Here is a 25,821-nt window from a genome sequence, read left to right as displayed (position 1 = left end):
TTATGGTCTGCAGCAAGCGGTAAGTAGATTCTTAGTCTCGCCTTGGCTCGCTAGAATGACGCAACTTTTTACCGTGTAGGCTGGAAGGACACAGCTTTTCTTATCGCATAGGCTGGAATAGTTCCTCTGCGCCATTCCCGATAGCGACGAAGGAGCGCAGTCGGAGATCTCTGTTGTGATGTTTAAAGCGAGATTCCAGATGGCTCGCTTAATCCCGTCCGGAATGACGTCGGAGCTCGTATTGTAGGGCAGAGCACCCAAGTGAGAACCGTCATTCTGAACAGCGAGGAACGAGCGTGATTCAGAATCTACTTTCAGATTATATTGAGGTAATTCATCGCTTTATGGTTTGCAGCAAACGGTAAGTAGATCTTAGTCTCGCCTTGGCTCGCTAGAATGACACAACTTTTCTTATCGCATAGGCTGGAAGAGCTCCTCTGCGTCATTCCCGATAGCGACGAAGGAGCGTAGTCGGGGAGCTCTGTTGTGATGTTTAAAGCGAGATTCCAGATGGCTCGCTTAGGCTCGTCCGGAATGACGTCTGAGCTCGTATTGTAGGGTGGAGCCCCCAAGTGAGAACCGTCATTCTGAACAGCGAGGAACGAGCGTGATTCAGAATCTACTTTCAGAATATATTGAGGTAACTCATCACTCTATGGTTTGCAGCAAGCGGTAAGTAGATTCTTAGTCTCGCCTTAGCTCACTAGAATGACACAGCTTTCCTTATCGCATAGACTGGAATAGTTCCTCTGCGTCATTCCCGATAGCGACGAAGGAGCGCAGTCGGGAATCTCGATTCTAATCTCTCGCTTCTCGCCTCTTTATTATTCCAAATGATGCGTACTGCCCACGGAGCCTTCCAAGTCTAAAATCGACTGGCGAACGTGGTCTGGAATTGCAGCTTTCACGTTGTTCTTAAAATCAAACATCACACCAGTAGCGGTCGCGATGGTCGCAATCTTGCCCCACTTCTTACTCAGCACTTGGTATTCCATCGTGATGCGATCTTCTTGCATGTCGATTACGCGTGAGCCAATCAAAAGCGTATCTGGAAACGTAACGGGTAGCTTATAGCGACATTGGGTTTCACTTAGAACCGGACCGATGTTAGACGTCTGCAAATCTACCAACAGATTAATCTTGTTGAAGTAGTCCAAACGCGCAGTTTCGAAGTAACGAAAATACACCGCATTATTGACGTGTTGCAGGGCATCCATCTCTCCCCAGGCGACTTTGATTTCCGTAATCACTGGGAATTCTTTTAATAACGTATCCATTACTCATGTTCCTTTTTCATCGACGTTGCCGCAATTTGCTAAGCGACTTATCACTTTGAGTATTTATTCTAGATGGAACTGATTAAGATGTAATAAAATTGTATGTAAAATGTGAAATGAATTAGATGCTTATTTTTGTAAACTAAAAACTTTACATAGTCAGTTGTGAGGCGTAGGTTTAAGTAAGCGTAACCAAAAGGAGATGTCCAATGACAGAACTGAAAGGTTTCAATCTTGCCAAAGTAGAAAAACGAATCGACTGGACAGGTGAGCTGTTCAGTTTACGAGTTTCCGGTGCGCCTCTCTCCTTCAAAGCCGGACAATTTACCAAACTCGCCTTGCTCGACGAACAGGGCAATCCCATTAGCCGTGCATACTCGGTGGTGAATGCGCCCAGTGAACAGTTCGAGTGGCTCGAATTCTTAGTCGTCGCGAACCCTGAAGGGCAACTGACGCCAAGGCTGCAACAGCTTCAAACTGGCGATAGCATTTATGTTGGTGAAACGGCTCATGGCGATCTTATCCACGATACCATTCCCAAACACGCAAACGATCTATGGCTGCTTTCAACGGGGACAGGCATTGGTCCATTTCTCTCTTTGTTAGACGACATCAATCTACTTCCACACAGCGACCACATTGTGCTGGTGCATGGTGTGCGTTACGAAAGAGATTTAGTTTACAAATACCTGATTGAGCAGCTCCAACAGCGATATGAAGGTCGTCTGCGTTATGTGCCGATTGTCAGCCGTGAGAGTATTCCGGGTAAGCTTCAAGGCCGCATTCCAGAGTTGATTGCGTCGGGAGAGCTTGTTAATCGTGCTGACTTGCCGTTTTCTAAACAAAGCAGTTTTGTGATGATGTGTGGTAACCCAGAGATGATTAAAGATACCTCTCCAGTACTGCAAGGTTTAGGCTTAGAGAAGTATCGTGCCCGAACAGGTGGCAATATCATTTACGAGAGATATTGGTAAGGTTTGATTGATATTTGACCATCTCAGTTCTGAGAGAGGGTCACAAATATGGCTTCTCACAATTGAGCGCCTTACAACCCATCCCTAGAATGCATCAGCTTGCATTTCAGGGGGAAGTATGTGGTGCTCAATTGCCGATAGAAGGCGAAGATTTATTGGTGGTTTCATCGATCTGATGATCGTGACTGGTTTAGTGCTTACAATCGCTTTGACCATCAATTCTGTTGTAAATGGCTTCGAACTTTCTTTGAGTGAAAACCTTCAATTAGTTAAGGACACAAAAGCAAGCTACGTGCTAACCATTCCTATGTTGATGATGGCGAATTGGAATTTTCTCCGTGAGGGACAAACTGTTGGGATGCGTTTGGTTAGGATCAAAGTGGTGATGAAGAACGGTCACGACACGACGAAAGTGACCACGTCTTTACGATTGTGTATGAGCTATTTGATTGAAATGCTTATCCCGTTTACACCATTGGTCAACCTTGCTCTATTTTTATTTCACCCTGAGCGTCGTTTGTTACACGATTTGCTTTCAGGTACTAAAGTGGTGAATTGCTAACTCAACTGCTGATTTGACGTTGAATGATCAGTTTCATGCAGAGTTGCGATCGAATTGTCTTTCCATATCTCTCTTCCTACGACTACACTTACTTCAAACATAAATTCAATCGCTTAGGACTCAAGGATGATGAACAAAGCTGGTTGGACAGTGTGCCTCGCTACTCTCATTTCTTCCGGCGTCGTTGCTGGAGAGTGGGAGATTGAAGCGGGGGGATTTTTCTCTCGCACTGACACCAAACTTAACGCCTACGACCCTTACCTCGACCAAATACGTACCATTGATTTCGAATCTGATCTCGATTTGAAAGAGTTTACCGTGCTGCCTTATGTTGAAGTGGAGTATTACTTCAATAAAAAACATAGCGTGTATCTTGATTGGCGTAGTTTGCACCGTGAGGCAACCCGCACAGCGGTAACCAAACCTTTTGAAATTACCGTTGATGGCACCACTTATGCGGTTCAAGCTGGCTCTAAGTTGACCACAGAACTGAACATTGATATTGCACGCCTAGGTTACGGTTATCAGTTTTACACCAGTGATAAATGGGCGGTGGATGTATTGGCGGGGCTGCACGTGATGTGGCTGTCATTAGGTTTAGATGGCAAGCTTGGCGCAAAAGTGAGTGGGGTGGATGAAATTCCAGTAATTTTTGTTGATGATGCGGTTTTAAATGATGTTACTGCCCCTTTGCCTGATTTGGGGATTCGAGCAGAGTATTCACTGACGCAAGACTGGATTTTAAAAAGCCACGCACAGGTGTTCTATTTAGCTGTGGATGATATAGAAGGCTATTTGTTTGAAGTGGACATTGGCGCAAAGTACTTCTTTACCGACCAATTCAGCATGACGGGTTCATTTAACTATTACGAAGTAGGGGTTGATTACGAAAGCGACAATTCTGCGCTCGATGTTACCTACCGATTCTATGGTCCAATGCTGACCATGGCGTACAAATTCTGAATTAAAAAAGCCACACAGGAGTGTGGCTTTTTGTATTGAATATTTCGTCTACCAGACAACGAGCTATTGCTTGTTGATGTAGTCTTTAAAGCGCGCTTGTGTCTCAGCGTCTGCTTTTTGGTACCAGAAGTGCAGCATTTCTTCAGCCGTTGAATCTGCTTTCATTGTCGCAGGCTTAGTTTGCTTCATGTCTGATGGAATTGCTGCTGGAAGCGTTACAGGCTGAACGACCGCTGCAGTTGCAACGCCGATTGCCGCTACACCGCCTGCTTTATTGTAGTCTTCCACTTCGCGAACGTAGTCACGACCAATTTGCATACCTGGTTTGATTAGCTTGTCTTGCTCTACCGCAATTGCATTGCCTGAAGCATCAACCAGTTTCCAATCTAGGTCTTTGATTCTTTCTTCTGCTTGGCGAAGATCACGGTATTCAGGAAGCAGGAACGCTAGCTCAGCATCGGTTGCGTCGAAACGAGCTACGATAACGTCACTCTCAACACTTAGGCGATCATTGCCTTGGCTGAAGTAAGGTGCGTAGCGGAAAACAACTTGGTTTACACCGTCAGGCAGAGTGAATGATCTTTCAGAAGCAAAAAAGCCACCAGATAGTTTTACTTTTTCACCGTTAGCCGCATAGATTGAAACGTCGTCAGGAACGGTTACCGTCACATCCGCGAATGCCATGCCACTCATTGCCAAAGCAAGCGCGCAAGTTAAAGGCTTGATCAATTTCATTGTTTTTATCCTAAGCACTGTCATTAGTGGTCATCGAGATTGCATTGTTCATTGTCTGATTGCAACTCTCGAATGTTAGAAGATTGAAAATTTAACAAGAACGTCATTTTAATCTGATTCCAAGCGATGAAACTGTGAGCTAAATAGCTCAAACCGCTGCAAAGACAGCGGTTTGTTTCAAATGCTTGCAAGGTTAGATACCAGCGCCGTGACCAGATTCCGCTTGCGACGCTTCTTTCTCTTCGATGACCGCTTCTTCTTGCTGTTGTGCTTTCTCTATGCTCAACCACCATACGAATAGCTCATACCAAATCGCTAGGATAACGGCACCTAAGAACAGACCAACGATGCCGTAGAAGAGCATGCCGCCAATGGCACCAAGAAGAATCACAGGCATCGGTACATCAACACCGCGTCCCATTAGCATCGGTTTGAACAGGTTCTCTGACAATGCAGCAACCACAACCCACACAGTGAACATAGTCGCAGTGCTGGTGTCTTGGGTCATGTACATGTAGCCAATTACAGGCAGTACGGCAAGCAGTGCTGGAAGCTGTGCGATACACAGGATCATCAGAATAAGTGTGAGTAGACCTGCAGCAGGTACGCCGAAGATGAAGAAACCTGCACCAATCAATAGCGCTTGAATCGCAGCGACACCAACCACGCCAAGCAACACACTCTTAATAGTTGCGGCGATAAGTGTTGTCCAGCTCTTGGCGTTGTCGCCAGCGGTGCGAACGGCAATGGTGCTAAGACCTGATGCCAAAGACTCTGAGTAAGTCATAAAGCCAGCAGCAATCGCAAGCGATAGGATAGAAAGAAGCAGACTACCCAAAGCACCACCTACCATGCCAAGTAGAGACGTTAAGCCTGACTTGATTTGTGGCATAAAGGTTTGAATTGCTTTCTCTAAGTTTGTCGCGAACAGCGTCCATACTTCGTAAAGCTTGTCACCGACAAGTGGCCAATCAGCAACAGAAGGTTTTGGACCAGGGATTTTGATGTCGCCATTTTGCAATACTTCTAGTGCGTGCGTTGCGCCATCAACAATGGAGCCTGATACCATCACTAGAGGCGTGACCAGTAGGGCGATACCCAACAACGCAATTGTCGTTGCCGCGAGACCTCGTTTACCACCGTACACTCTTTCTAGTTTTTTACAGATTGGCATCAATGCAACCGCGATGATCGCACCCCAAATCACAGGAAGAATGAAAGGTTTGATAATGTCATACGTAAACATCAGCAAGACTAAGATCAAGCCGATACGTATCGCAGATTCCACCATATTACTGATGAAAATCTTACTCTCTGTTTTTTCCGATTGTTTATCCATTTTTGTTTACCTGATGTTCAATGTTGGAACTGACGAGACTTGAAACAACAATCGCCATATAAAACACGCCTACAATGGCCTCTAAATACACAACGACTTGTGCCAATGGTGTTAGAGGGCTGATGTCGCCGTAACCTAACGTGGTTAAGGTGACGAAACTGAAATACGCTGCATTAGAGAAGTTCTGACCCCAAGAGATGGCTTCCATCCCGGTGAATGAGTTTGGAGAGAACTCAAGAAGGATGAGATAGGCAATTGCCCACATCAGTCCCAGCAGCAAAAATAGGGCAACCGAACCAATGACTTTGTTGGTGTTCACATGCCCAGTGAACAGAATCTGTCTTGCGATGGATTTGAATGTCCCGAAGAAGAAGGCGAAGGTGAGGGCGAGCATCACCACGTCCATTTCTTTGATACCGAGAGCGGCTTTAATACCAATCACCAATACCCAAGTACCGAGCAAGGTATAAAGAAAACGTGACCAGTTTTTGTCAAAGCGTAAGCTCGCCATGCAGACGATAAAAGTGATGATGGTGAACCCTTGTAACAGGTGTTCCATCGCTCCTTCTCCTACAACCTGTACAAACGCACCGCCAATTAAGAGCCCGATTAACGCTAGGGTCAGATAGAAGAAGTTGTTTTCTTCATTGATGTTTTTGAGTTTTTTTCCGATAGCCATGGTTATGTCTGTTTAACTCCTATTCTTGCTCTTGTGATGAGTCCTTCATCACCATGATGGAAGCAGAAAGACCAAAGCGTAGGTCGACGCCTTCTGGTAATTCATGCAATGACACGCGAACGGGAATGCGTTGGGCTAAGCGAATCCACTGGAATACAGGGTTCACATTAGGGAGAAGGTTGTAGCCAACGGTGCCGTCTTTAGGGGCGATACCCCAACCGATGGAGTCCACCGTAGCGTCGATAGGTGTGTCTGGGTGAGACATCAAGGTGACACGAGCTTCATTGCCCGGGGCAATTTGAGCCAATTGGTTTTCGCGGAAGAAGCCAAAGACCCAGAAGCTGTTTTTGTCGATAAGTGCGACTAACGGTTGGTTTGCAACCGCCTGTGTACCGTCACGGATATCTAGGTTTGATACAAAGCCATCAACCGATGCGTACACTTTGGTGTAACCAAGGTTCAGGCGCGCAGACTTAAGCTGTTCTTCTGCTGATTTGATTTGCAGTAACGATTCTTCGTAGGTGATTTCGCGACGAATGAGATCTTTGTGAGAAACTGCGCCTCGGTCTTTGGCTCGGATGTCTTTTAAACGATCGTATTCGATCTTTTTACCGCGTGAACTGACGATGGCTTTCTCTAACGCCACTTCTGCTTGTGATAGGGCAACGTCGTAAGTGGTTGGATCGATCTCAAACAGCAGATCGCCTTTCTTCACTTCTTGGTTGTCCATCACGGCAACATGAACGATAGGACCAGATACACGAGGTGCAACCTTGATAACGTTCGCACGTACCTGACCATCGCGGGTCCATGGGTTATTAAAATACTCTTCGAACTTCTGATAGCCGAACCACGCCGCGCCACCAAGAATGACAAGATTGAGTGCAATAACGAGTAGTTTTTTCATCTTGTTGGGCACCTAAAACTGTATATAAAAACTGTCGATGGCCACCACGTAAAACACCATGATGGCAATGAATGTCAGAGACGGAAATGCAATGAAGCGTGACAAGCGTGTCTTGTTCAAGATGATCACCGTTATCCATGTGGCAGTGACGGCAAGAATCAGCACCAGTAACAAGGGAGAAAAGTAAACGTCCCCCCAAGAGAGTTCGTGTGGCATTACTGCACCTCCCCATCTTGCTCGGAACTATTTTTCTGGGTACTTAGTTGCTCGGCACTGTCTGCTTGCGCTTTGTCTGAAGATGGCTCGATGCGAATTGGTGGCAGAACACGTTCTTTTTCATCCAGCAAACCATCCCAATCGCTGCGGTCTTGCATCTGTTTAGCGACGGTTTCAGATAAAAATGGTTTACCTGTTTGAGCCTCCCATCCACCGCCGAGCGCTTTGTAAAGTGCCACAACTTGGTTTGCGACGTTACCTTTGATGGTGGCGTAGCTGTCTTCTGCGCGAGTCATCTTTTCTACTGAATTCAGAAGACGCTCAAAGGAAATCTGACCGTTTTCGTACTGCGTCATCGATATATTGAACGCGCGAATCGACGAATTGACCGATTGCAGACGCAGCGATTTTTGCTCCAAATACAAGTCATAAGCTTCCAGTGCATTAGTCACTTCATTAACCGCTTGCAGCACCTTCTTGTTGTAGTTGGTCAGCGTTTCTTGAAACTTCGCATCTTCAAATCGAATGTTGTTTTTCACTCGTCCGTATTGGAAGATATTCCAACTGAACGTTGGACCTACCACCATGGTTAGCGAGTCACTGAAACTGAAGCTGCTGCCATCTGGAACCGTGCTATCGATACCTATAGAGCCGAACAGAGAGAAGCTTGGGTACAAGGCTGTTTCGGCAACGCCAATCTGAGCACTCTGAGCACGAGCTTGCATTTCTGATACTTGAAGATCAGGTCGGCGCATCACCAAATTTGCATCCACTTTGTTATCCAGTAAAGGTGGACGAGGTACGATGGAACGTTCGTCGTTGCCTGATAGTGCGGGTTTTCTGCCTGAGGATTTAAACTGGTTTTCGTAATCAGCCATCCGCTGAGCAAAGCCATCAGATTGCAACAGCTTTTCAACGTCTTCTGGCAGCACACCCAACAGCAATGCTAATGCAGTGCGCGACTGCTTCATTGCAATTTCAAGCGAAGGTTGCGCCGCTTTAGTATTGAAGAGCTGGTTTTTCGCTTGCTGAACGTCGAGCTCAGTTACGTTACCAGAATCAAATTGCACCTGAGTAATATTCACTACGCGCTCTTGGATCTCGATGTTTCGACGAGAGAGTAAAATACGCTCTTGGAACGTGCGGTAGTTGATGTAGTTGCGTGCCACTTCCGCAGTGATGGTCACCATGATGTCGTGGTAAGACGCAATCGACGCATAGTAGCCAGCTTCAGCAGATTCAATGCCACGCGCGTATTTGCCCCAGATGTCCATTTCCCACCCTGCATCAAATGACAGCGCGGCGTTATTTACACCTTGGTCGTTCACATAAGCTCTGGCTAAGTTACCGGAGACAGTTTGCACTTGTGGGTATTGCAATCCTGTGGAGATGCCCAATAGCGAACGTGCTTGGACTATGCGCAAACCCGCCGCCTCAAGATCGAGGTTTTGTTGGCTCGCCATCTCAACCAGTTGGTTCAGTGTTGGATCGTTGAACTGCTGCCACCACTGCTGCAGTTTTTGCTCGGATTGCTGTGTGTCTTGCGCCGCTTTTTCTAATGACCAATCACTTGGCAAGGCGGTTTGCTCTGGATGGACGTAATCCGGACCCAAAGTCGTACACGCACTCAATCCGAGTACAGAGAGTATGGCGAGGCTAGGTTTAGTTAGTTTTAGAAGCATCATATCCTCACCTTTAAAACCGCTTCTGACGTAAGTTCACCCAATCGATATCCTCGTAGGTTTGCTTGCATTGGTTTATTGCTTCGAACACGTTCCGTTTTAAATTCAGCAAGATATAAAAACCGGCTATCTCTGAATAAGCGTAGTCAGATAAATCCAACTCACTAAAGAATTCTTCCAGTTTATTTTCAAAGGATTGGTAATCTTGGCTGTATTGTTCGAACACAGAATTGAGCTCGTCGGTCGTCTGATGGCTTGCTAGTGCGCCAGCCATCAGAGGTAATATGGAATCGGTATGCTTGCTGCGTAACTGTTTGATAAGTCGGTTACTTAACAGCTTTTGTTCGGCAGCAATCAAAATGTTGACGTGGTTACTTAGGGCATTGCATGACTTGCTGAATGCGCCGATGGCCTCTGGCGGCGTTTTATCAAATAACTTGTGGTTGATCTTTGAGCCCCAAACCATCAGTTTTTTAGAAGAGACGTTTAGTGTCACCAAATGCAAAGAACGTTTCAGCTTCTTAAAAGAGGACTCGGATTGTTGGTGATAGCTAGCAAATAGGTCACCAACATGCCTGAAATACCGCTCTTTCAGCGTTAAGAACAAATGCTCTGGACGTGAACTGAAAGGGAAGTAATGAGCGAAAATGATCATGAACACCACCATGTAGAACAAGGTCATGATCGTCATTAGGATGCCAAAGTGATAGGTCATATTGTTGTCGAGACCGAGCACGAACAAGCCAATCATATAGAAGATAGTCACCGGTCCTTTGAATAGATAGAAACCGATAAAGGTATAGATAAAGATGAACAAGCCCAGTTCGGCACCTAGCTCTAAACCCGGCAAAATAAAGACGTACGAAGGCACTGCAAATAGGAAGCCAAACGTAAACAAAATCAGCAACATGAATGGGTGAACAGGTACAAACGACAGCAGTGACATAAAGATGGTTGAGAAGGTAACAAATGAGTAGCCACCTGGCGGGTTGAAATAAATCCAAATTAACCCTGCCACCCAGTAGGTGGTGAAGGTTTTCACTGCGGTTTTGAAGTTCTCAGCATCCCACCAAAGGAACTTACTCTTCTGCTTCGGCAATTCTTGCTTAAACGACACATTGTTGGTCACAGAATCAATACAGCTAATGCTCTCAGCTAAGCGAGACAAGCTTTGGTGCATGAGTTTAAGTAAGTGACCAAGTGTGAGTGCTGAGCCTTTCACAAGGTGAGACGCGTCTGCTAGCGCAGCTTGGTTGTATTCGATGTTTAATTCTTGAGCTCGGTAAGCCGCTCCCTCGTTGTCCCACATCTCTTGACTGATCTTGAACAGTTGTTGGATTTCTTGAGTCGCTTGATCAAAGTTGTTGATACAGCTTCGGTCTTGCTGGTGGCTAAAGTGACTATGTGCAGCCACGCTAAGCTCTTGAGTGATTTGCTTATTGAAGTGGACCGCGAGTTGCCACTCTTTCATATAGGCCGAGACATCACTGCACTCGACACTGACGGTTGCAAAGCGTTGTTCTAGCGCGTTTTGTGCGGCGAATACTTTTTCTAACAACTCATCGATGGTTGGTGACGGTGCTTCATCGTTTTCAGTCGCTTCCACATTGGTGACCACATCCTGTTGTAGCGCTGTTTTTTGTTCGAAGTTTTGCAAAATGGCATTAAACAACGCTTGTTGAGCTTGATTCAGTTGCTCAATGAGCTGACGCAGATTTTGCTCTGTCTTGGTCGGCCATAGGAATGTGCCCACTAAGGTGTAAAGCACTACACCAAAGATCGTCATGTACGCGCGATCAACGCCATACATGAATGCGCCTTCTGCATCTCCACCATTCGACATCATTAAGACCATTACGCCAGTTAAGGCAAGTAAGGTCGGGTCTTTTTGGTACGCGTTGCGGAAATAGAAAATAAAGGAAACAACGACAGAAACGCTGAGCATATACAGCAAGCGATCTTGGGCAAACATGCCGACAAGCAACAAACCGATTACCGCACCTACTAAAGTACCCAGCACACGCAATGTGCCTTTGGCGAGAGACTCACGTCGACTACCGGTAGAAGCGATTAACATGACTGTCGTAGCCGCGGTAGATGCTTGCGGCCAACCCATTGCAAACGGGATCAGATAAGCCAGAGTTAGGCTAAGCGCTACTTTTGTGGCGAATTTGATTTTCTCGTTCATAGTGTCAACGTTAGCTCAGGCTTATGCTTGTAGGTGGATGAATTTATTCAATCAATAATCAGAATTTCGTTCTGAAAAAATTGCGGACGCGGAATATAGCGATTGAAATGAAGAGGTTTGTAAATCCTTTGTCAAAACCCAATCGGACTGAAAAGCCTAAATCGTTCTTCGAGCCCCGTTGCTCATAGCGTGGGAGGAAAAACGACCAAGAAAACGTTTAACTAGAAAGTCTCATTACTGATACAGTTTTGCAGGAATTATCAAACCAAATTTCTATTCAAGGCCCATCGCCAGCATGTTAGGTCTTGCTCACTTCCAAATTATTGTGAAAACAAGTGCCTAACAAAAAGCATAGATGATGAGGAATAAGTTGAGAGGGAAGTTTTTGTTTTTTACTGGCTTGTAGATGTGGTTTTGGATTTTTGGGAGCGAGATAAAAAGACCAATGCAATGCCGCCAAGAATGATAGCACTGGTTATTAACGAATGTAGGGTCAGGGCTTCACCTAACAATATGCTACCTAAAATCAGAGCGATGACAGGAACAGAAAGCTGGCTAACCGCTGCTTGTAACAGAGATAACTTTTGCATTACCTGATACCAAAGTACATAACCAAAACCTGAGGCGATGGCACCCGATGCAATGGCTAATAATGTACCTTTTAAGGTTACTTGAATTGAATCTAATAACAGTGGGGAAAGTAAGAGTCCTAAGATGGAAGCGGTAATGAACCCCCAAGTAATCCCACTGCTCGGAGTTGGGGCGTGTTTACCTAGAGCGGTGAAGCCTGCCCAGCAAACACCGGAAAGTACCATCAATACAGCAGACCAGACATCTGGTCGAGTTGCCGATGGCAGCATGAGCCAAGCAAACCCCGCTAACGACACCGCAATGCCTAACACTTCGAGCGATTTAAAGCGCTGCCCTTGCCACCAATAAAGGGCGAGTAAGGTCAGCTGTACAGCACCAAAAAGTAACAAGGCTCCGGTTCCAGCTGCTAGTTTTATATAGGCGAAAGAAAACAGGGCGGCATATCCAAATAAGGCTACTCCTGCAAACAGACTGAATTTGGTTGTCGGTAGCTGGCTGCGAAAGTTTCCTCTCAGAAGTAGGATGGCAACTAAGGTGACTGCACCAGAGAGTAAACGGATAAGGGTGAAGCTGCCCGCGTCTATGAGACCTGCTGCTAATGCTAAGCGACACAGCAGTGAATTGGCAGCAAACGCCAACATAGCAATCGCGGTCAGTAAAAATGTCGACATTCCTTATCCTCAATCCTAAGCAAGATACGCAGTGTAGCGCCAAACATAAGAAGCTAATTAGTTGATAAAGTGATTAGTTATAGCTGAAAACGCACACTCATGGTGCATTGAGATATCGAAGTCTTGCCAAATTGAGTGAAAATAGTAATTGTTATAACATAACAATTTGGTTCGGTAATAAATACAGAATGAGGAATTCGGGTTGAATCTATTTGTTAATGATCTCACGGTTATTGATGCATCGTATTTGTGTGAAAAACGAGGCATGGTCGGCGAGAGCTGGATTCTGGATGTCGTAATGCATGGCGATCTCAATGAGATGAGCATGGTGCTGGATTTCTCGAAAGTGAAGAAGCAAATCAAACAATTGGTCGATCAATATGTTGATCACCGTTTGCTTGTTCCCGTAGATAATGACGCGGTGGAAACGACAAGTATTCAATCAGGCTATTCCCAAGTCGACCTTATGCGTGGTGAAAAGGGCATTCATCTACATTGTCCGGATGAAGCCTTTTGCTTTGTTGATGCTAAAGAAATCTCAATAGAAAGCGTGACGAAACACATTCACCATGTTCTACAAGGTCATCTACCGAGTAATGTGGCATCGATTGATGTGACCTTACGTCATGAAAAACTCGATGGCGCTTACTATCACTACACCCACGGTTTAAAAAAACACGATGGTAATTGTCAGCGTATCGCACACGGACATCGTTCACCGATCCAAATCCTAGTGGATGGGCAGCGTGATATCGAACGCGAGCACGCTTTTGCACAGCGTTGGCAAGATATCTATCTCGCCTCCATCGAAGACTTAGTTGAAGTTGAGCATTTAGAGTTGAGTGAACACGCTAATGGCAGCAGTAGCGATACCCACTTTGGCTTTCGTTACACCACGTCTCAAGGGGACTTCCAATTAGCGATTGCACACAGTGAAACCGAAGTGCTGAACACGGATACAACGGTGGAACTGCTTGCCGTATTTATCGCTAATGAAATTGCTCCTTCATTAAATGAGGGGCAGTCACTGCAAATTATCGCCTATGAAGGTGTGGGAAAAGGAGCGATGGCGTTTCGCTAAGAGGGCGCTGCTCAATCTCAATTAAAACTCACTTTTACTCAATATTTGGAATATCACTTTTATGGACAAACTTAATCGTGTTCTGCTCGTGGCAGGTACGCATGGTAACGAGCTTTCTGGCATTTATCTTCAAAAGCTCATCAAAGATCGCCTCTATGTTGCTGACCGTTCGACGTTCAATACTCAGTGTGTGCTTGGCAACCCTGAAGCGGTAAAGCAAAACGTTCGTTATGTGGAGACCGATCTCAACCGTGAATTTGCCTTGGCGAATCAATCATCGCCTGCGACTCAGCAAGAAACTGAAATCGCGCAGCAATTCACGCAAGTACATGCTCACCAAGAGAATCAATTGATCATCGATCTGCACAACACCACCAGTAACATGGGTGCGACCTTGATTTTGGTTTCTAATGACGTGTTCTATCGCAAGATGGGGGCGTATGTGAAGCAACGCATGCCAGAAGCCAACATCTTGTTTGAAGACAGAAAAGCGTGGGATGACCAACCTTATTTGTGCACCACCGGGCAGCATGGCGTGATGATCGAAGTTGGAGCTCAAGCACATGGTTCACTGAAGTACGACACTCTAGAGCTAATGAAGAAGATGCTGACCATGGTGCTCGATTACCTTGAACAGCATAACCTTGGTCGAGTTGGTGAGTTGAATGACTACGACGCGTATTTTTACACCGAAGAAGTCATGATCCCTGTCGACTATGATGGTATGCGTGTCGCGACAGTACATCCTATGATCTGTGGACGAGATTTCGAGGTAGTCAAACCGGGCGAACCACTACTCGCGACCTTCTTTGGTTACGATATTTTCTGGGAAGGCAAACAGGATATCTATCCGCATTTCATCAACGAGAGTGCGTACAGCAAAGCCAATATCGCTATGGCACTTGCTGAGAAAAAATGCGTTCGCACGAGTGATTGAAACCGAGCTTAGCTTGAATGTTCGCCCTCAATTCTGAACTGTTTATAGTGTTCTTCGAATCGGTCGCTTATCCAGTCCATAAGCATTTTGACTCTTGGTAGTTGATATTTGACTGGCGGACAGACGAGCGAAAGTAAGGTTTTTTCTGACCATTCCGGGAGCACCTCGATAAGTCTTCCGGATGCCAAATCAGCATGGCAGTACACATCGGTTAGTCGCGTTACCCCTAGTCCAGAAACCGCCGCGTGCCGCATGGTCCTGCCAGTAGCCGCTTTAATACCTTGCCCTACATTGATAATGCGCTGTTCTTTGTGATTTTTCATAATCCAATGATCAACACTGCCATGAATCAAAGGCAAGGCTTTAAGATCTTCTGGGACGAGGATGTTCGGGTGTCGTTCCAGAAAATCTGGACTTGCGACATAGTGCGTGCGAAGTGTGGTGAGTCGGCGCGCGATGAGAGTGGAGTCTGGCATTTCGCCGACACGGAGGACTAAGTCGTAGCTATCTTCAATAAGATCAACGCGATGTTTTGAGAAATCGAGCTCTACTTCTACGTTCGGGTAGGCGGATTGAAAACTCATCACCAATGGTGCAATGAGCTCTTCGCCAATCGGTCCTCCGACAGAATTCATGTGGATCCGACCCTTAATTTCGCTGGTGGTTTGCTGTGCCCACTCTGCGGCGGCATCCAGTTGTAGCATTGCTTCTTTGCACTTGCGAAAGTAGCCATCGCCAATTTCAGTAAGGCGAAGCTGACGTGTGGTTCTATAAAGCAATTGAACACCTAGCGAGGACTCTAATTCACTCACGAGCTGACTCACGTTTGCCTTTGATGCGCCCATCGCTTCGGCTGCGGAGGTAAAGCTTCCACATTCCGCCACATAAATAAACGCTCGAATACCTCGCCAAGATAGATTGTTCATGTAAACCTAACAGTGTTTTCATAATGCTTATATATATCTGAATAATAGCGCTCCTTATACTGGTTTAAAAGAGAGGAGCAGAGTACAAATGTTTGTGAATGCTCGTCTCTATCGTCTAAAAAACCGTTAACCATAGAGAGTGAATCGAGTGACAGTAACAAGATATGAGGCTTCATTTTTCAGCAATGGCAACCGACTTGCAGCGGAAATTCATCGTCCATCCGTAGTGGAGAATCCTTTACCCGCGGTTTTGATTGCAGCGCCACAGGCGGGTGTGAAAGAGCAGACGGTAAGAATCTACGCCGAGAAAATTGCTGCCAAGGGATTTGTGGTATTAACGTTTGACCATGCCAGTTTTGGCGCGAGTGAAGGTGCACCAAGATTTCATGAGAACCCATACAGTAAAGCGGAAGATTGCCGCAATGGGGTCACTTATTTACGTTCTTTAACGTATGTGAACAACGAGCAAATCCATGGGTTAGGTGTTTGTTCTGGCGGCGGGTATTTAGCTCATGCCGTTGCGACAGATCGACGCGTAAAATCACTTGCGACTGTGAGTGCTTACTTTGACCACCGAGGTTTTTATCACAACGTAATTGGTCGAGAGGGGTTGTTAGATTTACTGCTTAAAGGTAATGAAGCGAGAGAACGTTATCTTGCTACTGGACAGATTGATTTTCTGCCTCATGCACCAACTGAAGACAGTGAGGAAATGCCACGTCTGTTTAGAGAGTTCTACCAGTACTACATGACAGAGCGCGGAGCAAAAGGTTTATACGAAAGCAAGTTTTTGCCTTGGTCTTATGAGACGTTGGCTAACTTTTCTGCGTTGGATATTGCTGCAAACCTGACACCGACACCACTGCTGATGATTGTCGGTACAGAAGCGGATTCCGCATACGAAAGTGAGCAAATGTTTGATGCGGCTTCGCAGCCTAAACAATTGATTAGAATTGAAGGTGCGAATCACATTGGGCTCTATGACGAAGACGAATACGTTGATCAAGCTGTTGAGCAGATCATTGAGTTTTTTAGCTAATCACACCATTAGAAGAAAAAGGGACGAGAATATCGCCCCTTTTGCTATTTATCGATGTCACTGGAACAACCATAAAGTGACTTAATGGTATTTCGTAACCACACCAGTTTTGGGTTGTACGCATTACGTTTGTGCCAAATCATGGTGAACGGGATCAGCAGTTTATCTTGTTGAGTTTGTTCCAATGGAATGGGTAGACACACCAAATCTGGGTGTAGCTTCTTGGTGTAACTTTCACAGTATTGCGGTGCGGTGGTCAGCATATTGTGGTGTGGCTGTGCGGCCATAAATAGAGACTGCTCAAAGCTCGACATGGTTAAGCCAATTGAGCGCTGTAAGCCCAGTTCACTCAATACTTCATCCAATGCCCATGTTTCACTCTTTTCCCAAACAATATTGATGTGTTGATAGCTCAAAAAGGTCTCAAGATTCCATTCCTGCTTCAAAGCAGGGTGATCTTTGTGCAGGTACACCATAGGTAGGTCTGAGAACAGCACTTCAAAATCGAGGAAGTAAGGGAGCAGGTCGAGTGACTCTTTCGAGCGGGGATGGCTCTCTCTTCCGGTAAAGCCGATGTCTGCTTCTCCACGCACAATCGCATCGAGTGAATCATAATCCCAATTACTGGTTTTGACTTTAGCATCCGGGTAACGCTGGTGGATTGCGATAAGAAGATCATCAAGAATCGTCAGCACTAACGGGGATTCAATGGTCAAATCAAAGCGTACGCCTTTTGGTGCTATATCGCTGCGTTTTTCCGCAATTTGGCTGCCAATTTGTAGCCATTCCGCCAGATCTTGCTCCATGCTTTGTGCTAACGGAGTCGGCGCTAATCCTTTCGGTGTTTTGACAAACAGAGGATCATCAAACCAGTCACGAAGCTTATTGAGCGATTTACTTACCGTTGACGGCGTAACGTTTAATTTCTTCGACGCTTTGGAAACACTCTGCTCTTGCAGCAGCAATTGCAGAGTGAACAATAAGTTGAGATCAAGACGGGCTAGTGATTTCTTCATAGTGGCTTTCATGAGCAGGCTTAGGAATAAATAGTATTAGAGCCAAGCTGATTACGCCACCTATTGCTAAGATAAACACCAACATATTCAGCGCATTAACGCCAATCAATCCCATGAACCAGATGTAGATCGCAGAGCAACACACTTGAGCGATGCCTAGCAATGAGCTTGCTACACCTGCACGTTGAGAGAATGGGCTGAGCGCTTGACTCATGGCCACGCCAAAGCCAATCGAGAAGCCAGCGCAAATCAGCCCAAATCCGAATAAGTAAAATGGGATTCCCCATTGGTCTAGATGCGCAAAACCAATCACCATCGCAGCACTGACAAGCACGGTTTGCGACGTCAGCATCAGTGTACGTTGTTTAAAGTAAGACAAAGCCAATGGCGCAGAAAAAGAGGTGATCATACTGACAAGTGCCGTGCCTGCCATGACAGAAGAATAGCCACCGCGATCAAAACCAAGTTCGCCCATCACCAGCATTGGAGAGACATTCACGTAGGTAAGAATGGTGGTCACGCCAATGGCAGTAATGATGAGTCGGCTAATAAAAAAGCGCTCACAGAAGGTTTCTTGGTTAGAAGCTGAAGCGGCGTTTTGTTGTGGGATTACGTTAGGTTTTGATTCTTTGAGCATCAAGGTTGAAAGCAAACAAACTATCACACCCATGCCTGCCATAGTGGTAAACAGACTTTGCCAAGGGAATTTAAGCATGATCAAGTGCCCAATCACTGGCGCGATGACCGGAATGATGCAGGTAATGCCGTTGAGCATAGATAGTACCTTCGCGCGACGTTTGTCATCCAACGTGTCGCGAAGAATGGCAAAAGCAACCACATAGCAAGAGCCAGCTCCAATACCTTGGGTAAATCGAGCAATTAAAAACGCCTCGGACTGCTCAGCCATGCTACCAAGTAGTGATGCTGCAATGAAGATCGCAGCGCCAACCATAGCAACAGGTTTTCGACCAATGGAGTCGGCGATCTTTCCTGCAAACAACATAGTCGTTGCCATACCGGCAAGGTAGATAGAGAACGCAATGTGTAACTGTGATTCACTGGCGTTTAAATCCGCGGCAATTTGAGGCAAACCTACAAGGTAAAGATCAATCGCGGTAGGATAGAGTAATACAAGGGAAAAACTACAAAGCAAAAAACGGAACATGGCAACCTCACTAACAATTGGTGAGGATCATAATGTGTGAAACGTTTGCCAGCGAGTGGGAATTGCGACCGTAGGTATTTCCATTTACGACATACCCTGTATAAATCGAACGTAAATTCAACAAGGATGACCATGATTACTATTGAAAAGTATACGCCATGTCGACACGCGCAAACCATTGAGCTGCAAGTCTTGGAAGATCAAGCTCAGTTTACGGTTGAGAATATTGGTCAGCGATTGGAAAGTCTTAAACCGACAGAGCTGCCTCATTTGATCCTTGAAGATGATCGTGTGGTCGGGTTCTTTTTATTTGATGCTGCGTACAGTGAAGATTATGACTTTTGCCCTCAAAGAAGTTTAGGTGTTCGCTCATTACTGGTGGATCATCGCCATCAAGGCAAAGGTATTGCGAAGCAAGCCATTGGTTTGTTTAGGGACTTTGTTAAGTTGCACTATCCAACATTTGAATTTCTCTACCTAACGGTTAATTGTCGAAACGTCCCCGCCTATCAGTGTTACCTAAAGGCGGGTTTTGAAGATACTAATGAGCTTTATCATGGTGGACCAGTTGGACCTCAGCACATCATGCGACAGGAATTGTAAAGAAGAACAAAGCAATAGATTGTACCTACTAAAATTTTGCAATAAATTTGATGCAACTGAATGAATAACCACGAACTCTCAAGGACGATATGTGAAAATTGAAGTCGACAATTTAGAAAGAACAGCCGTAATCGCATTACTAGAAGAACATCTACAAGACATGTATGCCACATCGCCGCCAGAGAGTGTGCATGCGTTAGATTTAGTTAAGCTCAAAGCGCCAGAAGTGACATTTTGGACCGGATGGAAGGATGAGCAACTGCTTGGGTGTGCAGCGATTAAAGAGCTGGATGATCAACATGCTGAGCTTAAATCCATGCGCACCACGCCAGCGGCAAGAAACCAAGGTGTGGCGTCTCAATTATTGATTCATGTAATTGAGCAAGCGAAGCAAAAAGGTTTGCAGCGCTTAAGTTTAGAAACTGGCTCGATGGAATTTTTTAAACCTGCGCGCCTGTTGTATGAAAAGCATGGCTTTGTGTATTGCGATCCGTTTGGTGACTACGAACTCGATCCAAATAGCCAGTTTATGACCCTAGAACTGAGCTAGGGTCATTGATTGATAGTGAGTTGAAATTAGAAGTTCAAATTGAAATTGATGGTTGGCGACAAGAGGTTTGAACGTTCGTCAGCCAATCGCTTTCTCTTCTCTTTTAAGCGTTTAGCGTTGTCTTTATCTGGGTTGTTATCCAGTTGATTATCGATGATAGAAATTTCATTATCGATCTCTTGGATACGCTGTTGGCGTTGGTACTCTTGATGGCCTAACTGATAGTTTTCAATGAACTGTTTATTGCTACACACACCATAATATTCTTTCCCTTCAATACCGACGGTATAGCCATTGTCTGGTGAACAGTAAAGAATCGTGCCTTTATCAAAGCCTTCTTTCCACTGTTCTCGATCTGGAGTGACACCCGCTTCACCACAGTCTTCAGCGTAGCTGTTAATGATGCTCGGATTGTTACCTTCCTGCCCATCTTTGTAGCCTACTCTATACCAGTCAGCTGTCTTACACTCATCTGGAGACATGCTGGCGCAACCAGAGAGCAAAGTGAGTACTGCTAGGGGGATTAGCGCTCTTTTCATCAGTTACTGTCCTTTAAACAAAATCGAATTGATATGGTTGAGTGTAAAATGAACACTGTTCATATCAATAGTTGAAATCATTGTATTCGCAATTGTAGTGAGTCATCAGTATCAGTGATAAGTTCAATTCGCTGAATGAATTCGAGTTTGATTAATATTGTTCACGGATTTTGCCTTTGTTGTATCAATTCGATAGCCTTTGCATCAAAGTAGACACGCAACAACGACATTAAAATAAATATAGTCAATGAGGTTTAGACATTGAGTGACCAATCAACCGTTGTCATTATCGAGGATGAATCTGCTATTGCCGACAACTTGATTCATGTATTGGAGATGGATGGCTACCACGTAGAGTGGTTTGCAACGGCAGGAGAAGGTTTCGCTTTTTTGCAGCACAATACCGCGGCTTTGCTTGTATTGGATGTTGGCTTGCCAGACGGCAACGGATTTGAGCTTTGCAAAGCTATCCGTGAGTTTTCTGATATTCCAATTATCTTTCTCACCGCAAGAAGCGATGAAATTGACCGTGTAGTGGGCTTGGAGATTGGCGCGGATGATTACGTGACTAAGCCATTTAGTCCGCGTGAAATGTTGGCGCGCATCAAGTTACGAATCAAATCCAAAGCACCGATGGTGGAACATAAACCAGAACCAACATTAACCATAGAGCAATCTCAATTTAGTCACGATTTGGTTGCGCAGAACTTTGATTATGGTGTCGGTGGACAAATGCTTGGGTTAACAGCGGTGGAATTTAAGATCCTCGATAAGCTGATTTCCGTCTCTTCCAATGTATTGAGTCGAGAGCAACTTATGATCGCGGCAGACATGGCGCCAGAGGCTGCATATGAGCGTAATATCGATACCCATATCAAAGCGATTCGCCATAAGTTGAAGCCGTTTGAGATGTCTGAACGCATCTGTACCAAGCGTGGCTTTGGTTACTTTTACTGCATTAAAGGTGAATGATGAATCGCTGGCCGAAGATCCCGCTTGGACTCAGACTGTTTTTTCTCTACTTCATCTTAGTCGGAATGACGGCTTACATGGTGAGCAAAACTGTCGTCCAAGAACTTAAGCCAACCGTGCGTCAAACCACCGAAGAGACGCTGGTGGATATGGCGAACTTGCTTGCGGTATTGGCGGAAGAAGACGTTGCAAACGGAAAGTTGCCTGAGAGTCGCTTCTCCAAACTACTAGCGGCTTATGGGCAGCGAGAACCTCAAGCGCGCATTTGGGAAATTGGCAAAAAAGCGATTAACCATCGAATTTACATTACCGACAAACAAGGGATTGTGATTGCGGATTCTTGGCAGCAAGACGTAGGCAAAGACTACTCGCAATGGAATGATGTGTATCTCACGTTGCGTGGTCAATACGGCGCGCGCAGTACCATCGAAGACCCGAAAGATCCGCTCTCAACCGTTATGCACGTGGCTGCGCCCATTTATCATAAAGGCGAAATCATTGGCAGCGTGACGGTGGCAAAATCCAATCGCTCAGTACAACCCTTCATAGATCTTTCTAAACGCAATGTGCTGTTTTGGATGGTGTGGATGAGTGGTTTAGTGCTTTTGGCAGGGGCATTGTTTGCTTGGCGAATTCACTCGGCACTGAACAAGCTAGAAGATTACGCAACCAAAATGGGTGAAGGCGAAAAGGTTTCTAAGCCGACATTTCGTATCTTTTATGAGTACGGCACGCTAAGCGACGCATTAGAGAAAATGCGCAACCAGCTCGATGGCAAACAGTATGTGGAAGAGTACGTACAGACGCTGACTCATGAGCTGAAAAGCCCGTTATCAGCGATTAAAGGCGCGAGTGAAATATTGCAAATGCCGTTGCCTGAAGAAAAGGTCGCGCGCTTTGCTGGCAACATTGAGCGAGAAAGCGATCGCATGCAGTCATTGATTGATAAGTTGTTAGAACTTGCTCGTCTTGAAAAGCGCCCTGAGCTAGAGCAAGTCGAAGCTATCTCGCTAAAACAAATGGTCAATGAAGTGGTTGAATCGGCGGATGCGCGTTTGAGTGCTAAGTCGGTCACTGCCAAAATCCAAATTGATGACCATCTCTCCGTGCTTGGTGATGCCTTCTTACTGAAACAAGCCGTTTTTAACTTGATGGACAATGCGCTGGATTTTGTTCATTCAGAGGGATGCATTGAATGGAAAACTGAGGTCACGAAAGAAAAGGTGTGCCTGTCGATTTTCAATTCAGGTCCTCACATTCCCGACTATGCAATGCCTCGTTTAACCGAGCGCTTCTACTCCCTCGCTCGGGAAAATGGTGTTAAGAGCACTGGGCTCGGGCTGAATTTTGTTGAGGAAGTGATCAAGCTGCACAAAGGTCAGTTGCAAGTCGAAAACGTCGATGCTGGCGTGAAAGTGACCCTGATTTTACCAACTCCATAGAAACTCCACATTAGCTCCATTCGTTCTCCAAATTGCTGATTTAGATTACTTCCATCAGCAAATGGAGAATGAAACATGAAAAAGATCCTCAATAACCAACTCGGCACGAAGTTCGCCTTCGTGCTGTTTTTGTTTGTCTTACTGCAAATCCCGCTTTCAATGGTCACAGGACTGATCTCAGAACGCTCATATCGCCAAGATGAAGTCAGAAACGACATCGCACGCAGCAGCAGCGGCGAACAGCGCATCATTGGTCCATTCATCATGGTTAACTACACCGAAACCAGTTACCGAGATGACAAAGAACAGATTAAAGAGCGTCGTAAATTTCTTTTACCTAGCACTTTTGATATGAGCGCAAATCTGGACAGTTTTGAAAAGTACCGAGGTATTTACCGCGCGCGTTTATACAAAGCACAAGTGGCGCTGAAAGGCACTTTCGATGCAGACGATCTCGCGGCATTGCAGGGGCTTGATATTGAAAACATGAGCCTAGTCGTTGGCATTGAAGACAGCCGTGGATTGATTCGTTTGGATGACATGACCATGGCGAGCTCTGATATCGAAGTCGCACCGGGAACGGGGTTAAATCAGTTACCACAAGGCTTCCACAGTGATCTGACACTTGCAGACCTAAACCCAGCACAACCTTTGGCATTCGATCTTAACTTCTTGCTACAAGGGATGGGACAGCTTCAAGTCACACCAATCGGCAGTCAAACAACAGTGGAGCTCTCTTCAACATGGGCGCATCCAAGCTTTATCGGTGATTACTTACCGGTGTCATCAGAAGTATCTGAAGATGGATTTAACGCACAATGGGCGAGCAACAACTTCTCTACCAATATCGCGCAGTTGTTCCAAAGCTGTTTGTCATCGAATCACGCTTGTCACGAGCTTGAACAGCGACAAATGGGCGTAGATTTGATTGACCCCGTTGATCACTATTTGAAGTCTCACCGAGCTGTGAACTATTCACTGTTGGTTATCACATTAGTATTTGCGAGTTTCTTCTTACTGGAGCTGTTCCAAGCGCGTCCGGTTCACCCAGTGCAATATGGCTTTATTGGTCTGGCTTTAGCGCTTTTCTATCTATTGCTGATTTCGATGAGTGAACATCTGGGCTTTAACTGGGCATATGTGGTGTCGGCAGTCGCATCGACGGGGCTTTTAAGTGTGTACGTGAGCGGTATGTTGAGCAACACCAAACACGGCGCGATATTCGGAGCGTGTTTGCTCACTCTCTACGGATTACTGTTTGGCTTGCTACAAGCAGAAAGCTACGCATTGGTCATGGGGACATTACTGTGTTTCGCGATTTTGAGTTTCACTATGGTTATTACACGCAACATCGACTGGTACGCACGAAATAAGAAAGCAGAAGAAAGTGCAAAGGCGAATCATGAAGACGTTTAAGCGAGCAGTTCTCACTGGGCAGCCAAGCGATATGGTGGAAGAGACGTCCGCTATCCGCCTGCAATTTTCTGCAGAAAATGGACTGAAAAGCTTGGTGTGTTTTATCGCATTGGTCGTTATTGCGCTCTATGTTCGAGACAGCTTTATTCGCCCGACATTTGGTGATGTTCTCGTTGTGGTTTGGCTCTACTACTTTCTTGCAAGCTTGTTTTCCATGCCCGTTAACTGGCTGGTTTCACTGGTGGTGTTGATTGCGTTTGCTGTCGAGTTGGGGCAATTGCTTCAGGTCGTAGCTTGGCTTGGTATCGAACCTTCATCGCCTCTGGCTGTAATTTTGGGCGCCACATTTGATTGGAAAGATCTGCTGGCTTATAGCATCGGAGGTCTACTGTGTTGTTGGATGGAAAAGAAATGAAAACTGAGATGAAAGCCATTGCGCTACCAAACCGACTCCGCCATTCCAAACGAGGTATTCGTAAAAGGATCAAAATCAGTTTACTCAAGCGCGTGTACCTTTGGTCACTGACTAATAGAGAACTACTGTAGCGCTACTTCTCTATCTGAAATACAAAAGGGAATCTTAAACTCACCGGCGCACAGGTGAGTTAAGATTCCCTTTATTATTCATTGAGACGTCTAGCTTCTACTTTTAATCAGCTTTCAAATGAAAGTTTATCGCCGAACGTCTCTTTCCAGTCTTTATCGAACTGTTCAACCGCCGGTTTTACTGCTGGGTGAGCGAACATTTGTGCCGCCACATCGGTAGGTAATGTAATGGCTTCGATGCCCAGTTTCATCACCTCCATCGCTTGTTGAGTGTTCTTGAAGCTGGCTGCCAAAATCTTCGCTGGTAGTTGGTTTTGATCGAGCAACAATTGAAGATCCGCGACCACTTCAACACCGTTGCCGTTCATCGCATCAATGCGGTTTACGTAAGGTGCTAGGTAGTCTGCACCGCACAGTGCCGCTAGGAAACCTTGTTGAGCTGAATAGATAGCAGTAGCAAGAACCTGAATTCCTTCTTTTTTCATTAGCTTAATTGCCGCTAAGCCGGTTTCTGTTGCTGGCACTTTTACCACCATATCGTAAGGTAATTCATTCAGTTGGCGCGCTTCTGCCAGCATACCTTCGACGGTTGAACTCACGACTTGAGCGTGAAAGCGAGGTGTACCGCCAAGTGCTTCTTGCATGCCTGCTAGGGTTTCATTCAGTCCCTGTTTTGACTTCGCCAAAATGCTTGGGTTTGTCGTCACGCCTTTTAGCGGTAGGCACTGGTTAAAGCGTTTTACTTCTGCCACATCAGCAGTATCTAAATAAAGTTCAATCATGGTTTCTACCTTAAACAAAATCT

Annotated in this window: 26 protein-coding genes; 12 read left to right on the top strand and 14 right to left on the bottom strand. The window is 45.6% G+C overall.

Going from position 1 to position 25,821, the window contains the following annotated elements; genetic code table 11:
• Positions 1-824: 824 nt before the first annotated feature.
• Positions 825-1,277 carry an acyl-CoA thioesterase gene (locus J4N44_RS25680; protein WP_114092016.1) on the bottom strand — a complete coding sequence of 151 codons (453 nt, stop codon included), beginning with the start codon at positions 1,275-1,277 and terminating at the stop codon, positions 825-827.
• Positions 1,278-1,486: 209 nt separating this feature from the next.
• Between J4N44_RS25680 and J4N44_RS25675 the strand changes: the two genes are divergently transcribed.
• The 3 genes from J4N44_RS25675 to J4N44_RS25665 all read left to right on the top strand — a co-directional run bounded on the left by J4N44_RS25675 (position 1,487) and on the right by J4N44_RS25665 (position 3,776).
• The gene (locus tag J4N44_RS25675) at positions 1,487-2,251 is read left to right on the top strand and encodes a ferredoxin--NADP reductase (protein ID WP_009697988.1); all 765 of its coding nucleotides are present in this window, start codon (positions 1,487-1,489) and stop codon (positions 2,249-2,251) included.
• A 118-nt stretch (positions 2,252-2,369) separates the two neighbouring features.
• On the top strand, positions 2,370-2,813 hold the full coding sequence (locus J4N44_RS25670) for an RDD family protein (protein WP_009697987.1): 444 nt from the start codon (positions 2,370-2,372) through the stop codon (positions 2,811-2,813).
• Positions 2,814-2,939: 126 nt separating this feature from the next.
• Positions 2,940-3,776, top strand: coding sequence for an outer membrane beta-barrel protein (locus J4N44_RS25665; RefSeq protein ID WP_252045422.1), 837 nt, complete (start codon positions 2,940-2,942; stop codon positions 3,774-3,776).
• Positions 3,777-3,839: 63 nt separating this feature from the next.
• Here J4N44_RS25665 and J4N44_RS25660 read toward each other — a convergent pair whose 3' ends face one another.
• The 8 genes from J4N44_RS25660 to J4N44_RS25625 form a co-directional block, all read right to left on the bottom strand.
• Complete coding sequence (locus tag J4N44_RS25660; RefSeq protein WP_252045421.1) at positions 3,840-4,511, bottom strand: DUF2057 domain-containing protein; 672 nt, start codon at positions 4,509-4,511, stop codon at positions 3,840-3,842.
• A gap of 193 nt (positions 4,512-4,704) precedes the next feature.
• A complete protein-coding gene (locus J4N44_RS25655) occupies positions 4,705-5,850 on the bottom strand; it encodes an AI-2E family transporter (protein WP_005453220.1) in 1,146 nt (381 codons plus the stop codon).
• The gene (locus tag J4N44_RS25650; protein ID WP_005453218.1) at positions 5,843-6,529 is read right to left on the bottom strand and encodes a potassium channel family protein; all 687 of its coding nucleotides are present in this window, start codon (positions 6,527-6,529) and stop codon (positions 5,843-5,845) included. Before J4N44_RS25650 ends, J4N44_RS25655 begins: the two co-directional genes overlap by 8 nt.
• Positions 6,530-6,548: 19 nt before the next feature.
• The gene (locus tag J4N44_RS25645) at positions 6,549-7,436 is read right to left on the bottom strand and encodes an HlyD family secretion protein (protein ID WP_005453216.1); all 888 of its coding nucleotides are present in this window, start codon (positions 7,434-7,436) and stop codon (positions 6,549-6,551) included.
• A gap of 12 nt (positions 7,437-7,448) precedes the next feature.
• Complete coding sequence (locus tag J4N44_RS25640) at positions 7,449-7,652, bottom strand: DUF1656 domain-containing protein (RefSeq protein WP_005453214.1); 204 nt, start codon at positions 7,650-7,652, stop codon at positions 7,449-7,451.
• Positions 7,652-9,337 (bottom strand): TolC family protein, encoded by a 1,686-nt coding sequence (locus tag J4N44_RS25635; RefSeq protein ID WP_252045420.1) that lies wholly within the window; start codon positions 9,335-9,337, stop codon positions 7,652-7,654. The genes J4N44_RS25640 and J4N44_RS25635 overlap by 1 nt, the downstream gene beginning before the upstream one ends.
• Before the next feature lie 10 nt (positions 9,338-9,347).
• A complete protein-coding gene (locus J4N44_RS25630) occupies positions 9,348-11,522 on the bottom strand; it encodes an FUSC family protein (protein ID WP_005453210.1) in 2,175 nt (724 codons plus the stop codon).
• Between the two features lie 392 nt (positions 11,523-11,914).
• The gene (locus J4N44_RS25625) at positions 11,915-12,784 is read right to left on the bottom strand and encodes a DMT family transporter (protein WP_050902860.1); all 870 of its coding nucleotides are present in this window, start codon (positions 12,782-12,784) and stop codon (positions 11,915-11,917) included.
• A gap of 202 nt (positions 12,785-12,986) precedes the next feature.
• Between J4N44_RS25625 and J4N44_RS25620 the strand changes: the two genes are divergently transcribed.
• Both J4N44_RS25620 and J4N44_RS25615 read left to right on the top strand, forming a co-directional pair.
• A complete protein-coding gene (locus J4N44_RS25620; protein WP_005453207.1) occupies positions 12,987-13,865 on the top strand; it encodes a 6-carboxytetrahydropterin synthase in 879 nt (292 codons plus the stop codon).
• 61 nt (positions 13,866-13,926) lie between these two features.
• Entirely contained in the window at positions 13,927-14,802 is an 876-nt protein-coding gene (locus tag J4N44_RS25615; protein ID WP_252045419.1) for an aspartoacylase, read from the top strand.
• A gap of 8 nt (positions 14,803-14,810) precedes the next feature.
• Here J4N44_RS25615 and J4N44_RS25610 read toward each other — a convergent pair whose 3' ends face one another.
• Positions 14,811-15,728 (bottom strand): LysR family transcriptional regulator, encoded by a 918-nt coding sequence (locus J4N44_RS25610; RefSeq protein ID WP_009699284.1) that lies wholly within the window; start codon positions 15,726-15,728, stop codon positions 14,811-14,813.
• Positions 15,729-15,876: 148 nt separating this feature from the next.
• On the opposite strand from J4N44_RS25610, the gene J4N44_RS25605 reads away from it, so the two are divergent.
• Positions 15,877-16,767 (top strand): alpha/beta hydrolase, encoded by an 891-nt coding sequence (locus J4N44_RS25605; RefSeq protein WP_005453194.1) that lies wholly within the window; start codon positions 15,877-15,879, stop codon positions 16,765-16,767.
• A 44-nt stretch (positions 16,768-16,811) separates the two neighbouring features.
• Here the strand turns inward: J4N44_RS25605 and yidZ are convergent, their stop codons facing one another.
• The gene (gene yidZ / locus J4N44_RS25600; protein ID WP_005453192.1) at positions 16,812-17,783 is read right to left on the bottom strand and encodes an HTH-type transcriptional regulator YidZ; all 972 of its coding nucleotides are present in this window, start codon (positions 17,781-17,783) and stop codon (positions 16,812-16,814) included.
• Complete coding sequence (locus J4N44_RS25595; protein WP_252045418.1) at positions 17,758-18,948, bottom strand: MFS transporter; 1,191 nt, start codon at positions 18,946-18,948, stop codon at positions 17,758-17,760. The genes yidZ and J4N44_RS25595 overlap by 26 nt, the downstream gene beginning before the upstream one ends.
• Before the next feature lie 132 nt (positions 18,949-19,080).
• Here J4N44_RS25595 and J4N44_RS25590 point away from each other — a divergent pair, with 132 nt between their 5' ends.
• Positions 19,081-19,551 carry a GNAT family N-acetyltransferase gene (locus J4N44_RS25590; RefSeq protein WP_026000275.1) on the top strand — a complete coding sequence of 157 codons (471 nt, stop codon included), beginning with the start codon at positions 19,081-19,083 and terminating at the stop codon, positions 19,549-19,551.
• Between the two features lie 91 nt (positions 19,552-19,642).
• A complete protein-coding gene (locus tag J4N44_RS25585; protein WP_252045417.1) occupies positions 19,643-20,101 on the top strand; it encodes a GNAT family N-acetyltransferase in 459 nt (152 codons plus the stop codon).
• Positions 20,102-20,127: 26 nt separating this feature from the next.
• Here the strand turns inward: J4N44_RS25585 and J4N44_RS25580 are convergent, their stop codons facing one another.
• The gene (locus J4N44_RS25580; protein WP_009697974.1) at positions 20,128-20,640 is read right to left on the bottom strand and encodes a DUF2799 domain-containing protein; all 513 of its coding nucleotides are present in this window, start codon (positions 20,638-20,640) and stop codon (positions 20,128-20,130) included.
• A 261-nt stretch (positions 20,641-20,901) separates the two neighbouring features.
• Between J4N44_RS25580 and J4N44_RS25575 the strand changes: the two genes are divergently transcribed.
• The 4 genes from J4N44_RS25575 to J4N44_RS25560 all read left to right on the top strand — a co-directional run bounded on the left by J4N44_RS25575 (position 20,902) and on the right by J4N44_RS25560 (position 24,885).
• Entirely contained in the window at positions 20,902-21,612 is a 711-nt protein-coding gene (locus J4N44_RS25575; protein ID WP_017189660.1) for a response regulator, read from the top strand.
• Positions 21,612-23,054: a two-component system sensor histidine kinase CreC gene (creC, locus tag J4N44_RS25570; RefSeq protein WP_239924924.1), complete on the top strand. Its 1,443-nt coding sequence runs from the start codon at positions 21,612-21,614 to the stop codon at positions 23,052-23,054. Before J4N44_RS25575 ends, creC begins: the two co-directional genes overlap by 1 nt.
• Positions 23,055-23,129: 75 nt before the next feature.
• Positions 23,130-24,470 carry a cell envelope integrity protein CreD gene (gene creD, locus J4N44_RS25565; RefSeq protein ID WP_252045416.1) on the top strand — a complete coding sequence of 447 codons (1,341 nt, stop codon included), beginning with the start codon at positions 23,130-23,132 and terminating at the stop codon, positions 24,468-24,470.
• Positions 24,457-24,885: a ribosomal maturation YjgA family protein gene (locus tag J4N44_RS25560; RefSeq protein ID WP_085319610.1), complete on the top strand. Its 429-nt coding sequence runs from the start codon at positions 24,457-24,459 to the stop codon at positions 24,883-24,885. The genes creD and J4N44_RS25560 overlap by 14 nt, the downstream gene beginning before the upstream one ends.
• Before the next feature lie 238 nt (positions 24,886-25,123).
• Here the strand turns inward: J4N44_RS25560 and J4N44_RS25555 are convergent, their stop codons facing one another.
• A complete protein-coding gene (locus J4N44_RS25555; protein ID WP_009697968.1) occupies positions 25,124-25,798 on the bottom strand; it encodes a fructose-6-phosphate aldolase in 675 nt (224 codons plus the stop codon).
• Positions 25,799-25,821: the final 23 nt, after the last annotated feature.

The organism is Vibrio sp. SCSIO 43155, from assembly GCF_023716605.1.
Classification (GTDB): domain Bacteria; phylum Pseudomonadota; class Gammaproteobacteria; order Enterobacterales; family Vibrionaceae; genus Vibrio; species Vibrio harveyi.
Note: the sequence above shows the minus strand (reverse complement) of the source record. Positions and strands in the feature narration are given on the sequence as shown.